Origin of the sequence: Flavobacterium sp. (genome assembly GCF_041392085.1) — a bacterium.
Taxonomy (GTDB): domain Bacteria; phylum Bacteroidota; class Bacteroidia; order Flavobacteriales; family Flavobacteriaceae; genus Flavobacterium.
Genome location: NZ_JAWKMW010000008.1, coordinates 119,746 through 142,181, shown reverse-complemented (window position 1 = coordinate 142,181; position 22,436 = coordinate 119,746). Strand labels below are relative to the sequence as shown.

General features: G+C 32.9%; 19 protein-coding genes. 8 read left to right on the top strand and 11 right to left on the bottom strand.

All coding sequences use genetic code 11. The features are described 5' to 3' along the window. Positions 1-94 precede the first annotated feature (94 nt). Complete coding sequence (locus tag R2782_RS08335; RefSeq protein WP_371267776.1) at positions 95-865, top strand: hypothetical protein; 771 nt, start codon at positions 95-97, stop codon at positions 863-865. Between the two features lie 6 nt (positions 866-871). Here the strand turns inward: R2782_RS08335 and R2782_RS08330 are convergent, their stop codons facing one another. The 10 genes from R2782_RS08330 to R2782_RS08285 all read right to left on the bottom strand — a co-directional run bounded on the left by R2782_RS08330 (position 872) and on the right by R2782_RS08285 (position 7,499). Further along, positions 872-1,309 carry a hypothetical protein gene (locus R2782_RS08330; RefSeq protein ID WP_371267775.1) on the bottom strand — a complete coding sequence of 146 codons (438 nt, stop codon included), beginning with the start codon at positions 1,307-1,309 and terminating at the stop codon, positions 872-874. Positions 1,310-1,312: 3 nt separating this feature from the next. Continuing rightward, positions 1,313-1,621, bottom strand: a complete 309-nt coding sequence (locus R2782_RS08325) for a hypothetical protein (protein WP_371267774.1) — start codon at positions 1,619-1,621, stop codon at positions 1,313-1,315. 53 nt (positions 1,622-1,674) lie between these two features. Continuing rightward, positions 1,675-2,178 carry a GbsR/MarR family transcriptional regulator gene (locus R2782_RS08320; RefSeq protein ID WP_371267773.1) on the bottom strand — a complete coding sequence of 168 codons (504 nt, stop codon included), beginning with the start codon at positions 2,176-2,178 and terminating at the stop codon, positions 1,675-1,677. A 92-nt stretch (positions 2,179-2,270) separates the two neighbouring features. Next, positions 2,271-2,591 carry a hypothetical protein gene (locus R2782_RS08315; RefSeq protein WP_371267772.1) on the bottom strand — a complete coding sequence of 107 codons (321 nt, stop codon included), beginning with the start codon at positions 2,589-2,591 and terminating at the stop codon, positions 2,271-2,273. Between the two features lie 10 nt (positions 2,592-2,601). Continuing rightward, positions 2,602-4,626, bottom strand: coding sequence for a M3 family metallopeptidase (locus R2782_RS08310; protein WP_371267771.1), 2,025 nt, complete (start codon positions 4,624-4,626; stop codon positions 2,602-2,604). Positions 4,627-4,664: 38 nt separating this feature from the next. Further along, complete coding sequence (locus R2782_RS08305; protein ID WP_371267770.1) at positions 4,665-4,952, bottom strand: type II toxin-antitoxin system RelE/ParE family toxin; 288 nt, start codon at positions 4,950-4,952, stop codon at positions 4,665-4,667. Then, positions 4,953-5,186: a hypothetical protein gene (locus R2782_RS08300; RefSeq protein WP_371267769.1), complete on the bottom strand. Its 234-nt coding sequence runs from the start codon at positions 5,184-5,186 to the stop codon at positions 4,953-4,955. A 16-nt stretch (positions 5,187-5,202) separates the two neighbouring features. Beyond that, positions 5,203-5,688, bottom strand: coding sequence for a 5-(carboxyamino)imidazole ribonucleotide mutase (gene purE / locus R2782_RS08295; protein WP_371267768.1), 486 nt, complete (start codon positions 5,686-5,688; stop codon positions 5,203-5,205). 61 nt (positions 5,689-5,749) lie between these two features. Beyond that, positions 5,750-6,901 carry a 5-(carboxyamino)imidazole ribonucleotide synthase gene (locus tag R2782_RS08290; protein WP_371267767.1) on the bottom strand — a complete coding sequence of 384 codons (1,152 nt, stop codon included), beginning with the start codon at positions 6,899-6,901 and terminating at the stop codon, positions 5,750-5,752. A 52-nt stretch (positions 6,902-6,953) separates the two neighbouring features. Beyond that, positions 6,954-7,499 carry a hypothetical protein gene (locus R2782_RS08285; RefSeq protein ID WP_371267766.1) on the bottom strand — a complete coding sequence of 182 codons (546 nt, stop codon included), beginning with the start codon at positions 7,497-7,499 and terminating at the stop codon, positions 6,954-6,956. Positions 7,500-7,592: 93 nt separating this feature from the next. Between R2782_RS08285 and hpt the strand changes: the two genes are divergently transcribed. From hpt to R2782_RS08260, 5 genes are all read left to right on the top strand, one after another. Continuing rightward, complete coding sequence (hpt, locus tag R2782_RS08280) at positions 7,593-8,123, top strand: hypoxanthine phosphoribosyltransferase (protein ID WP_371267765.1); 531 nt, start codon at positions 7,593-7,595, stop codon at positions 8,121-8,123. A 47-nt stretch (positions 8,124-8,170) separates the two neighbouring features. After that, positions 8,171-8,746, top strand: a complete 576-nt coding sequence (locus R2782_RS08275) for an adenylate kinase (RefSeq protein ID WP_371267764.1) — start codon at positions 8,171-8,173, stop codon at positions 8,744-8,746. A gap of 168 nt (positions 8,747-8,914) precedes the next feature. Then, on the top strand, positions 8,915-10,138 hold the full coding sequence (locus R2782_RS08270) for a hemolysin family protein (protein ID WP_371267849.1): 1,224 nt from the start codon (positions 8,915-8,917) through the stop codon (positions 10,136-10,138). A gap of 85 nt (positions 10,139-10,223) precedes the next feature. Next, entirely contained in the window at positions 10,224-11,228 is a 1,005-nt protein-coding gene (gene obgE / locus R2782_RS08265; RefSeq protein ID WP_371267763.1) for a GTPase ObgE, read from the top strand. 167 nt (positions 11,229-11,395) lie between these two features. Further along, on the top strand, positions 11,396-13,543 hold the full coding sequence (locus R2782_RS08260; protein WP_371267762.1) for a S46 family peptidase: 2,148 nt from the start codon (positions 11,396-11,398) through the stop codon (positions 13,541-13,543). A 72-nt stretch (positions 13,544-13,615) separates the two neighbouring features. Here the strand turns inward: R2782_RS08260 and R2782_RS08255 are convergent, their stop codons facing one another. Then, a complete protein-coding gene (locus R2782_RS08255) occupies positions 13,616-20,131 on the bottom strand; it encodes an MG2 domain-containing protein (RefSeq protein ID WP_371267761.1) in 6,516 nt (2,171 codons plus the stop codon). Between the two features lie 139 nt (positions 20,132-20,270). Here R2782_RS08255 and R2782_RS08250 point away from each other — a divergent pair, with 139 nt between their 5' ends. Both R2782_RS08250 and murC read left to right on the top strand, forming a co-directional pair. Then, positions 20,271-20,957: a tetratricopeptide repeat protein gene (locus R2782_RS08250; RefSeq protein ID WP_371267760.1), complete on the top strand. Its 687-nt coding sequence runs from the start codon at positions 20,271-20,273 to the stop codon at positions 20,955-20,957. A gap of 59 nt (positions 20,958-21,016) precedes the next feature. Then, positions 21,017-22,372: a UDP-N-acetylmuramate--L-alanine ligase gene (gene murC / locus R2782_RS08245; RefSeq protein WP_371267759.1), complete on the top strand. Its 1,356-nt coding sequence runs from the start codon at positions 21,017-21,019 to the stop codon at positions 22,370-22,372. Positions 22,373-22,436: the final 64 nt, after the last annotated feature.

The following is a 22,436-nucleotide window of genomic DNA, read 5'->3' as shown; positions in this document are numbered from 1 at the left end:
TAGAAGTTAAAAAGGAGTTTGTTTAGGCAAGCTCCTTTTTTATGGTATTTTTCATTAAAAAGCTGTTTCTTGCAGAAAAATTAGCATTTCATTTTTGAAACTATTTAAAAACATATTCGACTTTTATATTCAATCCTCCTTGCATGTTTCCTTTGCTATTTTTGCATTGGTTCGAATTACTGAAATTTCGCTTGAACTTACAGTGCATAAATATCTTGAATGGACCATTTTTTTTGGAACCATCGTGGCGTATAATTTTTTAAAATATTTTGAAGCGTTTCAAAATGGCAACTTCGATTTCAACAAGAATCGCTTTATAATTGGACTGACTTTTTTATCCATTATTGCTGTGATTTTTTATTTTCTGCAATTAAATTCTGTAACTCAAATCTATTTTATCAAAATAGGATTATGGGTTGCTCTTTATCCTTTTTTGCGAAAATTTGGTTTTTGGAAATTGTTTTTAGTTAGTTTTTGTGTGACAGCAATTACAGTTTATGCACCGATTATTCAGCAAGATTTTTTTTCAACTAAAGAAAAAATTGTTTTGTTTCAACGGTTTCTAATTGTCATTGCTTTGATGATTCCGTTTGAAATTTTAGACAGTGAAACCGATGATAAAACTCTGAAAACTCTTCCGCAACGATTTGGAATTTTTAAAACGAAAATGTTCGGAATTGTTCTTTTGTTGCCGTTTGTTTTATTGGAGTTTTTTAAAGAAAAGTTTGAAATATTAACAGTTATAATTGCTGTTATAACAGCAATTTTCATAGTATTTACTTCTTTCAAAAGAGATAAATATTACACTTCTTTTTGGGTGGAAAGCGTGCCGATTTTGTGGTGGTTGGTGTTGGTTTATACCTGAAAATTTTCAGAAGTAAAAACCAATCAAATTTTGAATAAACAAAGCCGAATTTACAACTGCAAAAAGTACAAATAAAGTATTCATTCCATAGCTTCCGAATTTGAATAATTTACGTTTTGGAATGTCATACATTGGATAATAAGCAATTTGAGTCGCTACTTTTCCCACCCAATAAGCAGCAATTAATCCGGTTAAGGCAACTGCCAAAGCAGATTGTTCTTTTAATTCATTTGTAAATAAAATAGCAATCAATCCAAAAGAAAAGTTTAAACCTTGAATATATCGTCCATACGTTTTAGCAATTTCTTGATTCAATGGTTTGAGTTGTTTCACATCATTATACCAATCAAAAACTTGATGACGGATGTATGGATAAATTAAAGCGGTAAAAACTTGACCTATTCCGCTAAGAATAATTAGCCAGTTTGGGATTATAATAGTCATGATTTAATTTTTTTGAGTGTAAACGAGTAATGATAAATAAATACACAAAATGGGTGGCATTATCCAAAAACTATCTGAATTAGTCAATGAAATTCCCATAAAAAATAATATCACACCAACTAAATAAAGGATGATGAAAAAATTTTCCCATTCTTTAATCCAAAATAATATACCAACAATCACTTGAATAAACCCTGTTGCCATTGTTGAAACTAAAGCCATCATAAGAAAGGATTCATCAAATACACCAATTAGTGCAAGTATAATTGGTATCCCAATCGCTACTGTATTCAAAATTTTTAAATAGTTCATCTTATCTATTATTTTAAACTTTCAGAAAAAAATGAAAGTTATTATTAAAAAAATTATTTCATTATTTTCACTACCAATTTAGCCAACCAATTGTCTTTGTATTCGGTGATTTTGTCCAACACATTATCGGCTTTCAACACAAAATCATACAACTTAGTCGTTTGATCTACAAAATGTTTTTCGGCGGCGGTTCCGTCTGATTCGATGGCAGAAACTTCTTTCAAGACTTTCAAAGCAGGTTTAATTTCGCGTTTGCTGCGTTCTCTCGAAATTTTCACGGCCAATTCGTCTAAATCTTTTTCGGCGGTAAAAAATTCTTTGCGTTCGCCGACTTTGTATTCTTTGTACACAATGCCCCAATCCATTAACGCTCTTAAATTCATCGAAGCATTTCCGCGAGAAATTTGCAATTCCTCCATAATGTCTTCCATCGAAATCGGTTCGTGCGAAACCATCAACAACGCATGAATCTGAGCCATGGTTTTGTTAATTCCCCATTGCGAACCTAATGCTCCCCAGGTTTGAACGAATTTATTTTTTGCTTCTTTGAATTCCATGAAACAAAGGTATGTAAAAGTTTTTAAACTTTCAAAAAAAAATGAAAGTTTATTTTAAAAAGAAACCGAATTTGTTTCTTCGGTTATCTTTTTTAAAGAATTTTAGAGTATTCTTCGAAAATTAATTCTAAATATTTAGAAATAGTTTTATTTCTTTTTGATAAAATAGTGTTTTTAAATGATGAAATTACTCTGTTTTCTGCTAATCTAATTTCATTTTTGACATTTAAATCATTCCATAATTTTTGCCAATTCTTTTGAGTATCCATATCAATGTCGTCGCTTTTTGAAGCTAGGAAAACAGTAAAAATTAATTCTTCATTTTCAATTAATCTTTCTCGAGCATTGTTTTCATTAATAAACAATTTTTCGATGAGTTTGTTTAACTTCTGTCTATAATATAGATTATTCATTTGTTATTTTTTAAACCAACCCCGCTCTTTTCAACAACGCCTCCACTTTCGGTTCCTGACCTCTGAATTTTTTATACAATTCCATCGGCAATTCCGTTCCTCCTTTTGAAAGAACGTTGTCTTTGAATTTTGTCGCTACCTCAGGATTAAAAATTCCTTTTTCCTGAAAATAAGCAAACGCATCGGCATCCAAAACTTCCGCCCATTTATAACTGTAATACCCCGATGAATAACCACCCTGAAAAATATGCGAAAACGACGTACTCATACAATTTTCTTCCACATCAGGATACAATGAAGTTCCTTCAAAAGCAGCTTTTTCAAATACTTTTACATCAGCAATGGTTTGCACTTTGGCGTGATAAGCAATATCCAAAAGTCCAAAACTCAACTGACGCATCGTTGCCATTCCTTCCAAGAAACTTGCACTCTCCTTGATTTTTTCTACATATTGTTGCGGAATCACTTCGCCGGTTAGATAATGCTTCGCAAACAAAGCCAAGGCTTCCGATTCGTAACACCAGTTTTCCATCACTTGACTCGGCAATTCTACAAAATCCCAATACACCGATGTGCCGGACAAACTCGGATAGGTCGTATTCGCCAACATACCATGCAACGCGTGACCAAATTCGTGAAACAAAGTCGTCACTTCACTAAAGGTGAGGAGCGAAGGTTTCGTTTCCGTCGGCGGCGTAAAATTGCATACAATTGAAACGTGTGGTCTTTCGTTCACACCATTTTTGATATATTGTGGTTTAAAAGAGGTCATCCAAGCACCGTTACGTTTACCTTTTCTTGGGAAAAAATCAGCGTAGAAAACGGCAACCAATTCATCTTGAAAATCCAACACTTCAAAAGTTTGCACATCATTATGGTATGTATCAATATCAAAAACTTCTTTGAATCTGATTCCGAATAATTTTTCGGCAATCGTAAAAGCTCCGTTCAACACATTTTCCAATTTGAAATACGGTTTTAGCAATTCATCATCCAAACTGAATAACCTTTGTTTCAATTTTTCAGAATAATAGGCTCCGTCCCATTTTTCTAATTGTTCAATGCCGTCCAACTCTTTTGCAAAAGCAGTTAGTTCAGCAAATTCTTTTTGAGCGGCTGGTTTGGCTTTTTCCAATAAATCATTCAAAAAAGCTTTCACTTTGTTAGGATGTTGAGCCATTCGTTCTTCCAACACAAAATGCGAATGCGATTCATAACCCAACAAATTCGCTCGTTTATGACGCAATTCCACTATGCGTTTCACATTTTCTTTGTTGTCAAATTCATTGTTTTGAAACGCTTTTTTTCCGGCTGCAATGGCGATTTCTTTTCGCAATTCACGGTTGTCCACATACGTCACAAACGGCAAATAACTTGGGAAATCCAACGTAAAAACCCAACCATTCAAACCTTTTGATTTGGCTAAACTCGCCGCCATTTCTTTCGCACCATCAGGTAAACCTTTTAAATCGGCTTCGTTGGTAATGTGTAATTGATAGTTATTCGTTTCCGCCAACACATTTTCGCCATACGTCAATTTTAACTTGGCTAATTCGGTATCAATTTCTCGTAATTTCAATTTATCTTCTTCCGAAAGTAACGCTCCATTTCTAGAAAAACCTTTGAATTTTTTATCTAATAAAGTCGCTTGTTCAGTCGTTAACGTCAGTTTGTCTTTTTGGTCATAAACCGCTTTCACACGTTTGAATAAGTCTTCGTTCAACGAAATATCATTGCTAAAAGCGGTCAGCAAAGGCGAAACTTCTTGAGCGATTTGCTGCATTTCATCACAGGTTTCAGCCGAATTCAAATTAAAGAAAATAGAAGATAATCGGTCTAACGTTTCACCGGAAAAATCGAGTGCTTCAATTGTATTTTCAAAAGTAGGAGCTTCAGGATTGTTTACGATTTCGTCAATCTCAACTCTTGCCTGAGCAATCGTTTCTTCAAAAGCCGGTTTGTAATCGGCTAATTGTATTTGCGAAAAAGGTGCGGTGTTGTGTTTGGTTTCGAAATTTTGGGTAAGTGTTTTCATAGTAATTGCTCGGAACGAAGTAATCTCATTCCGTATTTTTATAATTTAAAATTTTCTAAATCTTGGTACGTATTCCAAAAACGAAGTAATTCTAACTGATTGGAATTGATTTTGTAATAAAGTGTAATGTATTTTGTAATGACAACTTTGTTTACATTTTTGTAATTAGTTGAAATAAAATCTACATTATTTTTTGTCAGTAAATGAATAGTTTTCTCTACTTTTTCAATAAAATTAAGCGTTACTTGAAATGACCATTCTGCTTCTAAATAATCAATATTTTGCCAATAGTCTTTTTTGGCTTGCGGAGACCAAATGACATTCATTTATTTAAAATATTTTGAATACCGATTTTTGGTTTCTTCCATCACCATATTATGAGGAATTCCTTCATTATTTTTTAGCGAGACAAGAGCTTCATCAATTGCCTTTTTTTGTTTTTCAGTCAATAAAGATTTTGATTGAATTAAATGAATAATTTCTTCAATCAATGCAGGATTTTCAAGGTCTAAAATAACCTTTGCCAGTTCTATTTTTGAAGTTTTAATATCCATATTCATTTTTTATCAAAGATAATTATTTTTTCAATCCTTCCGAAGCTTTCAAAACCGCTTCTTTCAAACTTTCTTTATAAAAAACAATTTTATCCAATACACATTTATCTTGACTTCCGATAATTTGTGCCGCTAAAATTCCGGCATTTTTGGCTCCGTTCAAAGCAACTGTAGCTACCGGAACTCCCCCCGGCATTTGTAAAATTGACAAAACCGAATCCCAACCATCAATCGAATTACTTGATTTCACCGGAACGCCAATCACAGGCAACGGCGACATCGAAGCGACCATTCCCGGCAAGTGTGCCGCACCACCAGCTCCGGCAATAATCACCGAAATGCCGCGAGTGTGAGCATTTTTACTGAACTCAAACAATTTTTCAGGTGTGCGATGTGCCGAAACAATATCCACTTCGGTTTCAATATCAAATCCTTTTAAAATGTCGATGGCTTCCTGCATGACCGGCATGTCGGATATACTTCCCATTATGATGGCTACTTTGCTCATTGTTTTTTTGTTTCAGGTTTAAGGTTTCAAGTTAATTCGGTTTAACTGCCAACTACGATTGTCAACTGCGACTAACCACTCTAATACTATTCTTCACTTCTTCCGCCACTTTTCTCGCTTCCTTCATATCTTCATTCACAATCGTGACATGTCCCATTTTGCGAAAAGGCCGGGTTTCTGTTTTGCCATAAATATGCGGCGTTACACCATCAATCGCCATGATTTTCTCAATATTTTCATATTTCACGGGTCCGGAAAAACCTTCTTCACCCACCAAATTTACCATAATTCCGGCAACTTTGCTAGCGGTATTTCCCAAAGGTAAGTCTAAAATGGCTCGCAGATGATTTTCAAATTGTGAAGTATAACTGGCTTCAATACTGTAATGTCCTGAATTGTGTGGGCGAGGAGCGACTTCATTCACTAAAATGTCATCATTTTCGGTTTGAAACATTTCCACCGCTAACAATCCCACATGATTGAAAACTTCTGAAACTTTTAGTGCAATTTCTTGAGCTTTTTGAGCTACTTTTTCGTCAATTCGAGCCGGACAAATCACATATTCTACTTGATTGGCTTCGGGATGAAATTCCATTTCCACTACCGGATAGGTTTTGACTTCTCCGGAAACGGAGCGAACAACAATAACGGCCAATTCATTTTTAAACGGAATCATCTCCTCAATAAGGCAAGGTGTTTCGGGTAAACCTTCTAAATCGTTTCCCGATTTTAAGATTTTTACCCCAAAGCCATCGTAGCCAAATCGGTCTTGTTTCCAAACACAAGGAAATGTCAATTTTTCTTTTTGTGCTTCTAAATCTCCTTTCGATTCAAAAAGTAACGCGTTTGCTGTCGGAATTTGATTTTCTAGGTATAATTTTTTCTGCGTAATTTTGCTCTGAATATTTCGTAAAGTCTTTGGCGAGGGAAATACTTTTTTGCCTTCGGCTTCCAATTGATCTAAGGCATCTAAATTGACATTTTCAATCTCAATGGTGAGCACATCTACTTTTTTTCCAAATTGATAAACAGTGTCAAAATCGAGCAAATTTCCAACTTCAAAAGAATGAGCTCCAAACTGACAAGGAGCAGCTGCACTTGGATCTAACGCATAGGTTTGAATGTCAAATTTTCGGGTTTCAGCCAGTAGCATTTTGCCCAATTGACCACCTCCTAAAATGCCTAATTTAAAATCGGATGAAAAATAGTTCATGGTATTGTGTTGTTGTTGGGCAAAGATAAGTAACAAATTATGGATTGAAAACTTATTTCATTCTTTTCAAAATATTCTTCGCTGCCGCTTTATAACCGGCAGAATGATTTGCATAATCCTGACTCAATATCGGTTTCAATTCTTCATAAATCCAATCGTGTTTTTTTCCAAAAACAAATAAAGCTTTCATGGCATACGCTTTAGAAGCTACTTTTTCATCTTGAATTAATCGGTCGATTAAGGCTTCAATCAAATTATGTTCTTGTTCTTGCGATAATGTAATTCCGTTTTTTCGATGGTTACTTTTAGCCAAAAACATTGCTATGCGAGTGGCAGGTCGCAATGAGGAATCGTTCTTAATTTTAGGCAAAACTTCACAAAATGCATCCAAATAAGGCACCAATAATTTCAGTTTTTTTTCACCAACCAAATCCAAACTCCAAAAGGCTTTGATATGCAATTCGTGGTGAATATCAAAAGCAATTGAAATCAATTCCTTCAAATTTTCTTCACTTTTCATAGCAAAATTGCTTGCCATCACTCTGCTTTTCACATGAGCAGTGCCTCCTTCTATTTTTTGGTACATTATTGAATTCATGTTGTAAATATACCAATTTTGCAAAAAAGTAAGGATTCTTACTTCTTAATACTCAAGACTTCCTTAAATTTGCACTTTATTAAAAATCAGAACATGATACACCTTCACGACAAAACATTTGTGCCGTTTATTTCTTCAGAAGAATTGAATTTTGCCATTAAAAATTTAGCCAAACAAATGGATGACGATTTTTTTGATGAAGTGCCTGTTTTTGTTGGTGTTTTGAACGGAGCTTTTATGGTTTTGTCTGATTTAATGAAAGAATATCGTGGTATGTGTGAAGTAAGTTTTGTAAAAATGGCTTCCTATGAAGGCACACAAACCACCAACCAAGTGAAACAATTAATTGGTTTAAATCAAGATTTAGAGGGTAGAACGGTAGTAATTGTTGAAGACATTATTGATACCGGAAATACCATCGAAGAACTAAAAGCCATTTTTAAAGATAAAAAGGTCAAACATCTCAGAATTGCCACTTTATTTTTAAAACCTGACGCATATAAAAAAGAAATTAAAATTGATTATGTCGGGATACGAATTCCAAACAAGTTCATCGTGGGCTATGGTCTTGACTATGATGGTTTGGGAAGAAATCTACCGGACGTTTATCAACTTGCTGAATAAAATCCAAAAATCTAACAATCCAACAATCTAATAATCTATATTAAAAAATGATTAACATCGTTCTTTTCGGAAAACCAGGTGCAGGAAAAGGCACACAAGCTGAATTTTTAAAAGAAAAATACAATTTAACGCATTTATCAACGGGTGATATTTTTCGTTTTAATATTAAAAATGACACTGATTTAGGTAAATTAGCCAAAACGTTCATAGACAAAGGTGATTTAGTTCCGGATGAGGTAACCATTCAAATGCTGCAAAGTGAAGTGGATAAAAATCCAAATTCTGCCGGTTTTTTGTTTGATGGTTTTCCAAGAACAATTGCTCAAGCTGAAGCGTTGGATGCTTTTTTAGCTTCAAAAAATCAAGAAATTACTGCTACAGTTGCTTTGGAAGCCGATGATGAAATTTTAGTAAAACGCTTACTGGAAAGAGGAAAAACCTCAGGACGTCCCGACGATCAAGACGAAGAAAAAATCAGAAACCGTTATCAAGAATATAACGAAAAAACAGCTCCTTTAATGGAATACTACAAAAACCAAGGTAAGTTTCACGGTGTAAACGGAATTGGAACCATTGCTGAGGTAACCGAACGGTTAAATTTGGTATTCGATAATTTGAAATAAATCTTATTTATCTAAAAAAGGGCAAATTAGTGCTGTTTTTTTTAGATATTTGCAAAATTAAAAGGAGCTTCATCCGGTTTAACGGAATTGTTGCTCTTTTTTTGCTAAAATATAGCGATGGAAATTGTAATCATTTTATTTTTAATTGTATTGAATGGCGTTTTTTCGATGTCAGAAATCGCTTTGATTTCTGCACGCAAAAATAGGTTGGAAACCGCTGCAAAAAAAGGAAATCCTGCAGCAAAAGCAGCTTTAGAATTAGCCAATTCACCCAATAAGTTTCTTTCGACTGTTCAAATCGGAATTACGTTAATCGGAATTTTAACCGGTATTTATTCCGGTGATAAAATTACTACCGATGTTCAAAATTTTGTAGCCGGTTTTGAAATGTTAAAACCCTATGCCGATTCGATTGCAGTGGGAATTGTAGTGGTAATTTTGACTTTTTTTTCTCTAGTTTTAGGGGAATTAGTTCCGAAACGAATAGGGTTAAACTACCCGGAAGCTATTGCCAAAGCTGTAGCCGTTCCCATGAAAATCATTTCAAGAATAACCGCTCCATTTATTTGGTTGTTAACGATTTCTACAGAGTTTATTTTAGATGTATTCAGAATTAAGCCAACTGCAGACGGAAAAGTAACAGAAGAAGAAATCAAAGCCATTATCAAAGAAGGAACAGAAGTTGGTGAAGTGCAGGAAATTGAACAAGATATTGTGGAAAGGGTTTTTCACATAGGAGATAGGAAAGTAAATTCACTGATGACCCACCGAAAATCAGTTGATTATTTATCGTTAGAGGATTCACCTGAAGAGTTAAAAGATAAAGTGTTGAACGATTTACATTCGTTTTACCCGGTTTGTTATGAAAATTTAGATGAAATCATTGGAATTGTCTCCTTAAAAGAATTGTTTTTAAATTTTGAAAAAGGATTCTTTGATTTAAAAACCATGATTAAAGAACCGGTTTATTTTATTGAACACACTTCTGCCTACAAAGCATTAGAAGTATTTAAAAAATCAAGAGTACATTACGCTTTGGTGGTTGATGAGCATGGTGTTTTTCAGGGAATTATTACGTTAAATGACATTTTAGAAGCCTTAGTTGGAAATGCCTCCGATTTTTATGAAGAAGAATTTCAATTAGTGGCAAGAGAAGACGGTTCATGGCTGGTTGATGGGCATTATTCATTACATGATTTCTTGACCTACTTTGATATGGATGAACATATTGGTGATTATGAAGTAACAACAGTGAGTGGATTCATGATTACCGAATTAGGCGATATTCCTAAACAAGGACAAAAATTGATTTGGAATAAATTAGAGTTTGAAGTAATTGATATGGATGGAGTGAAGATTGACAAAATTCTAATCAAAAACTTAAAAGAATAAAAAATAGTTATCAGTTGGCAGTTATTAGTAAGCAGTTGATTTTACTTATTTAGATAACTGACAACCGACAACAGAAAACAGAATTATGACAGAAGGAAATTTCGTTGACTACGTAAAAATATATGTTTCTTCCGGAAAAGGAGGAAAAGGTTCTTCACATCTTCACCGTGAAAAATTCATTGAAAAAGGTGGGCCAGATGGAGGCGATGGTGGTCGTGGTGGTCACGTTTATTTAAAAGGAAATAAAAATTTGTGGACACTTTTTCACTTAAAGTTTGTGAAACATATTCGTGCCGGCCATGGTGGTGATGGAGGAAGTTCAAGAAGTACGGGTCATGATGGCGAAGATAAATTTGTAGAAGTTCCTTTGGGGACAGTAGTTCGCGATCAAGAGACAGGAGAAATTCTTTTTGAAATCACCGAGCACGATGAGGTAAAAATCGTAGCAGAAGGAGGAAAAGGGGGATTGGGTAACTGGCATTTTCGTTCGGCAACCAACCAAACCCCACGCTATGCTCAACCCGGGATGCCAGTAAAAGAAGTGGACATTATTTTAGAACTGAAAGTGTTGGCCGATGTCGGTTTAGTTGGTTTTCCAAATGCTGGAAAATCTACATTACTTTCGGTGATGACATCTGCAAAACCCAAAATTGCGGATTATCCTTTCACTACTTTAAAACCTAATTTAGGAATTGTGTCTTATCGAGATTTTCAATCGTTTGTAATGGCCGATATTCCCGGTATTATTGAGGGTGCTGCAGAAGGTAAAGGACTCGGACATTATTTTTTGCGTCATATTGAACGTAATTCTATTTTGTTATTTTTAGTACCTGCCGATGCAACCGATATCAAAAAAGAGTACGAAATTTTGTTGGATGAACTCCGTCGTTACAATCCGGAAATGTTGGACAAAGATCGCATCTTAGTAGTCTCTAAATGCGATATGCTGGATGATGAACTAAAATCAGAACTCGAAAAACAAATGAAAAAAGAGTTCAAAGGAACTAAATACCACTTCATATCTTCTGTAGCACAACAAGGTTTACAAGAGTTGAAAGATATGTTGTGGAAAATGTTAAACGAAGAATAAGTAAAAATTACATATTTCTTTCAGAAGCATCCCTAATCGGATGCTTTTTTTATGGAATTCTAAAAAATAAGTTAAAAAAAACGATAACGTTGTAGTTTTTAACTCAAAAATCGAGTCTGAAAACCCAAAAAAAAGTATATTCGCAAACAGTAAAAATGAATCAAAAAATGAAAAAAATTATTTTAAGTTTTGTAGCATTAATTGCATTGGCTCCGGCAACAGTTTTTGCTAACGAAGGAATGTGGTTTTTAATGCATATTCAGCGTCTAAACCAACGCGATATGCAAAAAATGGGATTACAATTAACTGCTGAAGAAATTTACAGCATTAACAATTCCAGTTTAAAAGATGCAATTGTTCAGTTTAATGGCGGTTGTACGGCAGAAATGATTTCTAAAGATGGTTTAGTTTTAACCAACCACCATTGTGGATATGATGCGATTGCCGAATTATCTTCACCGGAAAGCAACTATTTACGCGATGGATTTTGGGCACAAAACCGTAAAGCAGAGTTGAAACCGAAAAGTTTATACGTACGATTCTTCGTTCGTATGGACGATGTGTCCAAAAGAATTTTAAGTTTGGTAAACGATAAAATGACAGAAGCGGAACGTGAAGCAACTATCAACAAAGAAATTGCTAAAATTCAAAAAGAAAATGATGGTGGTGGAAAATATACGGTTTCAGTACGTTCATTCTTTCAAGGAAATGAGTATTACTATTTTGTTTACGAAGATTACAAAGATGTTCGATTAGTAGGAACACCAACTGAAAGCATCGGTAAATTTGGAGGTGATACTGATAACTGGGAATGGCCTCGTCATACCGGAGATTTTTCATTATTCAGAGTATATGCAGATGCCAATGGTAATCCTGCGGAATATTCAGAAAGCAATGTGCCTTTAAAACCTAAACACCATTTACCTATTAGTTTAAAAGGTGTTCAAGAAAATGATTTTGCTATGATTTTAGGTTATCCCGGTCGTACAAACCGTTGGATGCCGGCAGAGGGAATTGAGCAAAACGTAAAATATGCTTATCCGGCTTGGGTAGAAGGTTCAAAAATGTCGATGGATAAATTAAAAACACACATGGACAAAGACGATGCTGTTCGATTAAAATATGCTTCAAAATATGCTCAAATTGCAAATTATTGGAAAAATAGACAAGGTATGATTGATGCGTTGTCAAAATTCAAAACAGCTGATTCCAAGAGAAAAATAGAGAAAAAATTTGATTCGTGGGCGAATAAAAAAGCAAACAAAGCTCAATATGGCGATGTGATGAAAGACATCAATGCCTATTATGCCTTAACCAATGAAAAAGCAAAGCATGATAATTATTTAATGACGCTTTTGAGAGGTTCAGCATTTGGAGTTATGCCTTCTCGTTTGGGGAATCAATTAGCAAATTATGCTAAAGCAGATGCTAATCAAAGATCAAATATGAAACCTCGTTTAATAGAGATGATTGAAGGTTCATTTGAAAGTTTGTATATTCCAGCAGAAAAAGACGTTTTAGCCGGACAATTGAATTTGTATACAGAAAAAGCTAAGGGTTATATGCTGGCACCTAGTGTGGATGCTCTAGTAAAGGAGAACGCGAATTTTGATAATTATGCGGCAAATGCAATCGATTTGAGTGTTTTTTCTTCAAAAGAAAGATTGTTAGCCTTTTTAGAATTGCCTAATGAAGAATTAATTAAAAATGATCCACTATACAAATTGTCTTCTGATTTGTTAGACCATTACAGTAAAAAGTCTGATGAATTAAAAGCAGCAGAGGAAAAGTATCAAATTGGTTTCAGAAAATTAGTAGCTGGTTTGAGAGAATCTAAGTTGAGCCCGATTTTATATCCGGATGCCAACTCTACTTTGCGTTTAACCTATGGAAAAGTTCGTGCTTTACCGGCTGACAAAAGAAACGATGCTAAAATCAATAATTATACAACCCTAGAAGGAATGGTAAAGAAACACAAAGCTGGTGACCCGGAATTTGATTTATCACAACCTTTGATTGATTTGTATAACAAAAAAGATTTTGGTCAATATGCAGACAAAGCAGGTTACATGCCGGTAAACTTCCTAACAGATAATGACATTACGGGAGGAAATTCAGGTTCTCCCGTGTTGAATGGAAAAGGCGAATTAATCGGATTAGCGTTTGACGGAAACATCGAAGCGATGGCCGGAGACGTTATTTTTGATGACAAATTACAAAGAACAATTAATGTAGATATACGCTTTGTGTTATTCATTATTGAAAAATATGCCGGAGCAAAACATATTATTGACGAGTTAACCATCGTTAAATAAGGCTTATTATTAATTCAAAATAAAAATCTGCTTCAGTGATGGAGCAGATTTTTTTATTATTTGATTTTCAAGTTAATCAACTTTTACTTTCGTGTTGATGGAATGAGCAGAAAATTCGGGGGCATACATACTTTGTAAGGTTGAAATTCCGTCAATAAAGCTACCGGAATGATTGATGCGTACGTCATATTCTAAAACATAAGTTCCTTTCTTAATTGTGTCGAAGAAAAAGTGTGTTGCGACATCTTTTGTACTTTTGTAAAAACTTAAACCATCTTTCCACTCATGTTTAGAAATCACATCAACAGGTTCAAAACTTGATGCTCTTAAATCTTTTAAATGAACAAATTCTAAATCGTTATCAGTTTTTATAATTAAACGAATGGTAATTAAATCACCGGGTTTTACTATTTCTTTGTTCAATTCTATTAATTTATCTACATCAGAAGATTTTATTTTTTTATATAAATTTTTTGTAATGGATAAAACCGCTGTACTGTCAGATTTAATGTTTTCCAAATTCTCAAAATATTGCCAATACAAACCACCAAAACCTGCTACAGACGATTTGTTTTCAACGGAAATAGAACCCATTTCTTTAGTAATTTCCTCTTCATTCCAATTCATTTTGATATAACCTGTTTCCGCTTCTTTATCTTTTTCGGATAATTTTTTGGTCAATATTTTTTCGTTGCCAATTTTGAATTTGGTGTTGTCTTTAATGTTTGTCCAATCGCTTCCTAGTAACAATAAAGCATAAACCGCTTCTGTTGTGGCTTTTGTAGTTGGCCAATTTTGTAATTGTTTTTGTTTGAGTAGCCAAACTTTCATTTCATCAACGTATTTTTTATCTTTTTCAATTTCAGCAAAAGCTTCAATAAGTAAAGCTTGTGTTTCTATTGCAGATTGATACCAATGATATCCGTTTTTATTTTCAATCCAATACATACCAAAATAATCATTTCTTGAAACTGTTTCTTTTAAATTAGTGATGATTTTTTCAGCAAAATTTTTATCTCCAAAACGATGCATCGTTAAAGCCAAAAGTACTTTTTTATATAAGGAATACTGCAACCAATTCGCTTTAAATTCAATTTTTTGAATAGCAATAATGGAGTCAATTTTCTTTGAAACAGGCATTTTTTCCAAATAAAAACTTCGAGCATACAAATAATGTAAATCCGAATAAGCATAATGGTTTATATGTTTATTTTTTAAAGTACTGTTTTTAATGAAATGATCATCAAGATGTGGAATTGCTTTGGAAGTTATCTTTTCAAATTTCGAATTACTTTCAGGAAACAATTTACCTAAATGACCCAACCCAGCAACGATGTGTTGTGTGATAAACATATTTTCATCACCACCATCAAACCAAGGAAAAGCCCCACTAGACAATTGTTTTTCTTCTAATTTTTTGAATGTGCTTTCTTGCGATTCTCTCATCGTATTCAAATCCATCAACAAAGCCAATCGTTTGTTTTTCAATTCCTCATTTTCTGCATCCAAAAGCCAAGGTGTTTCGTTTAACACAATGGATTTCAATTCTTCATTTTGATTTAATTTTGAAATTGATTTTGGATAGTTTTTCCATGATTCAAATAAAGTAGCAATTTTTGGGTTGCTGTTGATGATTTCAGTAGCAATGAAATTCCCATAATATCTTGAAAAAGTCTGCTCGGCACATTCATGTTGAAATTCCATCAAATAAGGCAATGACTGCAACGCCAACCAAGTTGGATTGGAAGTATATTCCAACGTAAATTGATGATTTGTTAAGGTTTCAGAAGTATTGTTTTTTAAGTTTTCAAAAACATATTCTTTCTTCGAATTTTCTTTCACCCAAATCGGAATACTTTCTGTAATGAGAATTTTGTTGCTTAGAACAGGAAGAATATTTTCTTCACCATCTGAAAAATTACCTGATTTTGCTACAATTTTATACTGTAAACCTTGTAAACCTTCCGGAATTGAAATTCTCCAAGTTAGCTGAACACTTTCTTTTGGTTTGCAATCGAAATTTCGTGTATTATCGGTGTTTAATGTGATGCTGTCGATAGCTTTCATAGTCGTGGCATCAAATAGCATTAGCATCGCAATTCCTGATTTAGTTTCATTTGTCATATTGACCACTTTAGCAGAAATTGAAATGGTATCTTTTTCTCTAACAAAACGAGGCATATTGGTTTGAACCATCAGATCTTTTTGAGAAATTATCGAGGATTCAAAATAACCGGATTCAGCTTTTTTATTGTGACCATACAAACGCAATTTCCAACTCGTTAATGATTCAGGATTGGTAAAATTGAAACTAAATTTTCCATCGTTATCTGTTTTTAAATGTGGATAAAAAAATGCCGTTTCGTTGAAATTGGTTCTGGTTTTTACTTGTGCTAATTCTTTTAAGGTGTTTTTAGTTGTAATTATTACAACACCACTGGCAGCTCTAGAACCGTATAGTGCTGACGTCGCTGCATCTTTCAAAACACTAATATTGGCAATATCTGAGACATAAAGTTCATGGTCATAATTTTCAACAATTACTCCGTCAATCACATAAAGCGGTGCATTACTAGTATTCATGGAACCAACTCCTCTTATTCTGACAAAGGAAGAACCGCCTGTTTTACCATTAGCGGGAGAAACAGTTATGCCATTAGCTTGGCCTGATAAAACTCGCAAAATTTCTTCGTTTTCATCTGAAATTGTTTCAAATGATGCTTTTAAATAAGAGGCACTTCCGGTTAATGATTCTTTTTTTGTTGAACCATATCCAATCACAACTACTTCATCCAATATTGCATCTGTTTCCAAAATAATTTCATAACTTTTGTTTTTTTCGATAAGGACGAACTCCGATTTCATTCCTACATAATAAACTGCTAAAATTTCACCTTTAACTGCCTCAATACTAAAATTCCCATCAAAATCACTTGTAGTTTCACGGTTCGTACCTTTAATTATAATAGAAGCCCCAGGAAGCGGTAACCCAAAATCATCTAAGACAACTCCTGATACATACTTTGCATTTTTAGGTGTATCTGCAATTGGTTTAATTTTATTGAGGTAGGTTTTTAAAACATAACTATTTTTTGGCTCATTGAAGTTAAAACCAAACCAATTAATTTGAGGGTTTTTGTTATATTGAGATTGAAATTTAAAATCCCGTTTAAAATTTTCAAATGTTTTGTAACTGTTATTTGTAATTTGAAATTTCGGATAATAGGGTTGATTTGCATATTCACTAAAATAAACGGAAGACCAATTTTGAATTGCAAACTGATCTAAAGAGCTATCGTACATACTAGCCAAAACCTCAGATTCTAATTTTTGATCAATAATTTTAAAAGACCAATTTTCAAGACTACCTGGCTCAATTTTATTACGTAAACTAATGATTTCAAAATTTAAGCTGTTTTTAATGGTTTCTTTTTTAATAGTATGTGTCTTTTCATTTGAAGTATTCTCCCAAATGGCGGAAAAATGAAAATGAACATCGGATTTGTAATCCGGTTTTTTACTAAATTTAAATCTTGTTTTTCCGTTTTTTAATTGGGTAACTTGCTCATTTTCTGAGATATTATCATCATCATAATATCGAGTTGTTATCCATAAATCAGGAATCACAGATTGAATTTCTATTTCAAAAAAATTCTCATTTGATTTAGAAATATCTTTGAAAGTAAACAATTCATCATGCGAGTAAGGTTTTTCTTTTGAGTCTAGGTTAAAATAAGTTTCGGATTTAATAAGATTATTTTTTTGATCATATGCTTCTGCAATTACTTTGTAATTTCCGTTTTTAAATGACTTTAAAAAAGCCAAGGAAACATCTTTACTTTTTTTGGTATCAAAAGAAATTGACTTAACAAGAACTTCTTTTGTTTCAGTATCCGATTGGTCAAAAGGTTCATGTGGAAAAAGTTCTTCAAATTCACTTCTTTTGAGCATTTGAATCTCAGGAAAACCAAAAAGACGATTTTTTAAAAAGCTCTTTTTTTGTATTTCATATAGTTTAATTTCACCTTTAGCCACAATAGGATGATCATTAAGAGTAGTACTTTGAATGATTAATTTATTTTCATCTTCTTTAAATAGTTTGTCTTTTAAAATTATTTTTAATTCTAACATTTCTTTTCCAACTCGGAGATATTTAGAAACACTTCTCGTTTCTCCTTGAATGTCAGTAACATCTGCTTTTATAGTGTATCTAATCAATAGGATGCTGTCATTAGAAACATCTTCCTCTACAGCAGGAAAGTGAATGCTAAAATTTCCATTTTCATCTGTATTCGTTTCTGCAATTATAAAATCATCGTCACTAGAATAATAACTATCTTTTGCACTTGTGTTTTTTGAAACAGTATAAGCAACTTTCGCATTAGTCAAATTGTTTCCTGCCAATGCTTTTGCATTTCCACTAATTTTTATCAAATTACCAATTGTGTAGTTTTCTTTTATTTCATCAAACTTTACTTCAAAAGTTGGTCGTTTATATTCTTCAACTTTAAAACTGAAACGTTCATCATTAAAATCTACATAATCCCAAAATTTGTGTTCATCTTCTTTTGTGTCAACTTTATCGTTATCAGGCTTATCTACAGTCAAATAAAAATCTCCGGTCAACGTGTTTTTTGGAATGTCAAATTCGCCGGAAAAAGAGCCGAATTCATTGGTTTGAACTTCAAATTCTTTTAAAATATTTTCATTGACATCACTAATTTCAACCCGAACACTTACAAAAGGGACAACACTTTTTATATTTTCTTTGTTTTGAATTAAAACCCCCTTGTAATGCATTTTTTGTCCGGGGCGATAAATGGCACGGTCAAAGTAAACCATGACTTTGGCATCAAAGTTTTCGTATTCTTCATCTTCATCAACTTTATCATAAATAAATCTCCTATTGTATTTTTTTAGTAATGTATCATTTTCTTTAATGACTAAAATATCATTATTATAAACTTTATTTTTAATATGTTTTTTTAGTTTAAATTGAGCTTTGCCCTCTTTATTAGTGTAAATAGTTTCATCCTCATTTTTTATACTTACATTTTTTATTGGTTGTCCGGTTTTCCGATTTAAAATATAAACTGAATTATTCTTTTCATCATAATCTTCAACAATTGAAAAGTTTGTTACTTGTAGGTTTTCATAAGCATAGGCAATTTTATTTTCAATGGTATCATTTAATGTTTCCATAAAGATTAAATAATTACCAACATCCATTTTTTCTAATAGAATTTCTGTTGAATAATTTAAAAAATCACCTTTGGAAGGTAATTTCACCGTGTAGCTTTTTTCAGGTTTGTTTTTTAGTTTAAAATCAAAAATTATGGAATCTCTGTTTTTTCTCTGGTTACTTTCACGATTATAATAAAGAGAATTATCCATTAAATAATTAAATTTCACCGGAAAGCGGTAGTAACTGATTTTAATTGAATCTACATTTTTAAAATCAACTAATGCTCGATTATTTTGGTTAGGATATGTAATCTTTTGTAAATTTATTGATAGGGATTTCCTTAGTATTTTATTTTGAATGGACTCAGCTTCTGCCAAAGCATTAAGATTTATTTTTGTATTTAATACCGTATCAATTAATACAAGTGCTTCTTTGTATTTATTGGTACTATTGTATTTAGAGGTTTGACTAAAATAGTTTTTTATGCGTTCTATTCTTAACGATTGTTTTAAAAAGGAGTTAGTTGTTTTGGTTTCTAAAAGTTTAATCTTACTAACATAAATAGAATTATCACCATATATAGAGTGAACGTATTTTAATCGTTCAAAATATGTAAAATCCGCTTTTTCTTTGTTATTAGACAAGTAGTAACGTTCATTTTCTTGTAAAATACCAAGTAACCTTTTTAGATTTTCATCAACTAGTGTTGATAATTTATATTCAATAAAAGTGGTTGATGGAGCGTAAAGGTTTTCAAATAAATCAGATTCGTTTTTTTTATTTCTAATATCCCAGCTTTTAATTTTTGGTTTATAATGTTCAATACTTTTTTCAACTAAAAAGTCATATAAATTATAATTTTTAACATCGGTGCTGGGTGAGATTTCAAAAATTTCTTTGATAGATTCGAGCGATGTATCCCGTAGAAGTTTTTCATCTTGCAAAGAAGCATTCATTTTTTTATCAATTTCAGTGGTAAAATCAATCGATGTCCATGATAAAAAATCATTACTTTTTTGATTGGCTAATGCAGTTCTTTCATCAATAGTATAGGAATAGCGTTTATAATAATCTTGTAAAATATTAGCATAAATATAGTTTAGCAGTGCTTTTGAAACCGGTTTAGCATCCTTAATTTCCTTTTTTAAGTTTGAAATAATCGTAGATTGAGCCTTTTCATCAAAAACTTGTTCAAATTTTGACAAATAGAAAAAGCATTTAACGATTTGTATTTCGTTATTTTTCTTTTTGGCTTTTTTATAAATTTCCTGCACTTCTTTGTGTGCAGATTGGATTTTTCCTTCTAATTCATGTTTGTAAACTTCCTTCCATTGTTCATCAAAATTTTGACCAAATGAAAAAGATAAAATAAAGAGGAAGTAAAGAGTTGCTAATTTACGCATAAGTTTTTTTATTTAATAGAGAATAAAATAGCTTAGAAGGTTGGATTTGATAAAAAAATATTCACTAAAATACTTAAAATTTGTGTAACTAAATGGAAACGCAAAAACATTTCCTTATTTTTGAATTCAAATAAAAAGCATGACAACTTTTAGACTATTTTTTTTATTCCTATCCTTTCAGCTGATGGCTAATTCAGATTTTGAAAAAGCAGAGCAATTGTTCCAAAGAGAAAAATTTTCGGAAGCTAAAGTTTTGTTTGAAAATTTTTTAAAATCGAATCCAAACCATACTAAAACGTTAGAATATTTAGGCGATATTGCAGGAAAAGAGAAAAAATGGGATGAAGCAATTTCTTATTATAAAAAAATATTAGTACAATTTCCCAAAAATGCAGATTATCACTATAAATATGGTGCGGTAATGGGAATGAAAGCTAAAGAGTCTAATAAATTTTCAGCATTAGGCCTATTAGGTGAAATTGAAAATTCTTTCTTGACTGCGGCTAAGTTAGATTCAAAGCATATCAGTGCACGTTGGGCTTTAGTGATTTTATATGTTGAATTACCGAGTATTGTAGGTGGCAGTGAAACAAAAGCTCAACAATATGCAAATGAGTTAATGAATTTATCTAAAGTAGATGGTTTTTTAGCAAAGGGTTATATTGATGAATATTTCCAAAGATATGATTTGGCTGAGGTCAATCTAAAAAAAGCTCATGCAATTGGAAACTCCATTACAACCTATCAAAAGTTATACAATCTGTATCAGAACAAATTGAAGCAACCCCAAAAAGCATTGGAATTAAAAAAGAAATTTGAAAAATAAATAGCCGTTGTCAGTTATTCGTTATCTGTTAACCGACAACCTACAACCGACGACCAAAAATGAGAACCCACTTTATCGCCATTGGCGGTGCCGCCATGCACAATTTAGCACTTGCTCTTCACCACAAAGGATATCACGTTACCGGAAGTGATGATGCCATTTTTGAACCTTCCAAATCACGTTTAGCAAAATTCGGACTTTTACCGGAGGAAATGGGATGGTTTCCTGAAAAAATCACAACAGATATCGAAGCCGTTATTCTCGGAATGCATGCCAAAGCTGATAATCCTGAATTGTTGAAAGCAAAAGAATTGGGGTTGAAAATTTATTCGTATCCAGAGTTTTTATACGAACAATCCAAAAATAAAACCCGTGTTGTGATTGGTGGTTCACATGGAAAAACGACTATTACTTCTATGATTTTGCACGTCATGCACTATCATAACATTGAAGTCGACTATATGGTTGGAGCACAATTGGAAGGTTTTGATACTATGGTTCATCTCACAGAAAAAAATGATTTTATCGTTTTGGAAGGCGATGAATATTTATCCTCTCCAATCGATAGAAGACCGAAATTTCATTTGTATCAACCTAATATTGCTCTACTTTCGGGTATTGCTTGGGATCATATTAATGTGTTTCCAACGTTTGAAAATTATGTTGAACAGTTTGAGATTTTTGTCAACCAAATTACCAAAGGTGGTATTTTAGTCTATAATGAAGAAGACGAAACGGTAAAAAAAGTAGCGGAAGAGACCACCAACACCATACGAAGATTGCCCTATCAAACACCCAATTATTCTGTTGAGAATGGAACTACGTATCTCGACACACCCGAAGGACCAATGCCCATAGAAGTATTTGGAGCTCACAATTTGAACAATCTTGCCGGAGCGAAATGGATTTGCCAAAACATGGGTATTGATGAAGCCGATTTTTATGAAGCTATTGCCAGTTTTAAAGGAGCATCCAAACGATTAGAGAAAATTGCAGAAGGAAAAGGAAAAGTAGCCTACAAAGATTTTGCTCATTCACCCAGTAAAGTTTCTGCGACTACCAAAGCAGTTAAAAATCAATATCCCGATAGAAAATTAGTAGCTTGTTTAGAATTGCACACGTATAGTAGTTTGAATGCTGAATTTCTAAAAGAATACGAAGGTGCTTTAGATGCTGCTGATGTTGCTGTTGTGTTTTATTCGCCAGATGCTGTTAAAATAAAACAATTGGAAGAAGTTACATATGACCAAATTGCTCAATCGTTCAAACGAAATGATTTGATTATTTACACGAATCCAACCATATTTAAAGACTTTTTATTTTCAACTAATTTGGATAATTCTGCTTTGTTATTGATGAGTTCCGGGAATTATGGAGGGTTGGATTTTGAGGAGGTGAAGGAATTGGTTAATTAGGAAATTTGTTCATAAGGCAATAGGTCAGTAGTTTAGTAAAAAAAATGCCTCTTTTTGTAAAGAA

What these genes read in the sequence shown, in the direction of transcription:
- purE (WP_371267768.1), bottom strand. Translation starts at nt 5,688, where the DNA reads ATGAGCAAAGTAGCCATCATAATGGGAAGTATATCCGACATGCCGGTC.
- R2782_RS08290 (WP_371267767.1), bottom strand. Translation starts at nt 6,901, where the DNA reads ATGAACTATTTTTCATCCGATTTTAAATTAGGCATTTTAGGAGGTGGT.
- R2782_RS08275 (WP_371267764.1), top strand. Translation starts at nt 8,171, where the DNA reads ATGATTAACATCGTTCTTTTCGGAAAACCAGGTGCAGGAAAAGGCACA.
- R2782_RS08305 (WP_371267770.1), bottom strand. Translation starts at nt 4,952, where the DNA reads ATGAATGTCATTTGGTCTCCGCAAGCCAAAAAAGACTATTGGCAAAAT.
- R2782_RS08250 (WP_371267760.1), top strand. Translation starts at nt 20,271, where the DNA reads ATGACAACTTTTAGACTATTTTTTTTATTCCTATCCTTTCAGCTGATG.
- murC (WP_371267759.1), top strand. Translation starts at nt 21,017, where the DNA reads ATGAGAACCCACTTTATCGCCATTGGCGGTGCCGCCATGCACAATTTA.
- R2782_RS08330 (WP_371267775.1), bottom strand. Translation starts at nt 1,309, where the DNA reads ATGACTATTATAATCCCAAACTGGCTAATTATTCTTAGCGGAATAGGT.
- R2782_RS08315 (WP_371267772.1), bottom strand. Translation starts at nt 2,591, where the DNA reads ATGAATAATCTATATTATAGACAGAAGTTAAACAAACTCATCGAAAAA.
- R2782_RS08270 (WP_371267849.1), top strand. Translation starts at nt 8,915, where the DNA reads ATGTCAGAAATCGCTTTGATTTCTGCACGCAAAAATAGGTTGGAAACC.
- R2782_RS08325 (WP_371267774.1), bottom strand. Translation starts at nt 1,621, where the DNA reads ATGAACTATTTAAAAATTTTGAATACAGTAGCGATTGGGATACCAATT.
- R2782_RS08300 (WP_371267769.1), bottom strand. Translation starts at nt 5,186, where the DNA reads ATGAATATGGATATTAAAACTTCAAAAATAGAACTGGCAAAGGTTATT.
- R2782_RS08255 (WP_371267761.1), bottom strand. Translation starts at nt 20,131, where the DNA reads ATGCGTAAATTAGCAACTCTTTACTTCCTCTTTATTTTATCTTTTTCA.
- R2782_RS08260 (WP_371267762.1), top strand. Translation starts at nt 11,396, where the DNA reads ATGAAAAAAATTATTTTAAGTTTTGTAGCATTAATTGCATTGGCTCCG.
- R2782_RS08310 (WP_371267771.1), bottom strand. Translation starts at nt 4,626, where the DNA reads ATGAAAACACTTACCCAAAATTTCGAAACCAAACACAACACCGCACCT.
- obgE (WP_371267763.1), top strand. Translation starts at nt 10,224, where the DNA reads ATGACAGAAGGAAATTTCGTTGACTACGTAAAAATATATGTTTCTTCC.
- R2782_RS08320 (WP_371267773.1), bottom strand. Translation starts at nt 2,178, where the DNA reads ATGGAATTCAAAGAAGCAAAAAATAAATTCGTTCAAACCTGGGGAGCA.
- R2782_RS08285 (WP_371267766.1), bottom strand. Translation starts at nt 7,499, where the DNA reads ATGAATTCAATAATGTACCAAAAAATAGAAGGAGGCACTGCTCATGTG.
- hpt (WP_371267765.1), top strand. Translation starts at nt 7,593, where the DNA reads ATGATACACCTTCACGACAAAACATTTGTGCCGTTTATTTCTTCAGAA.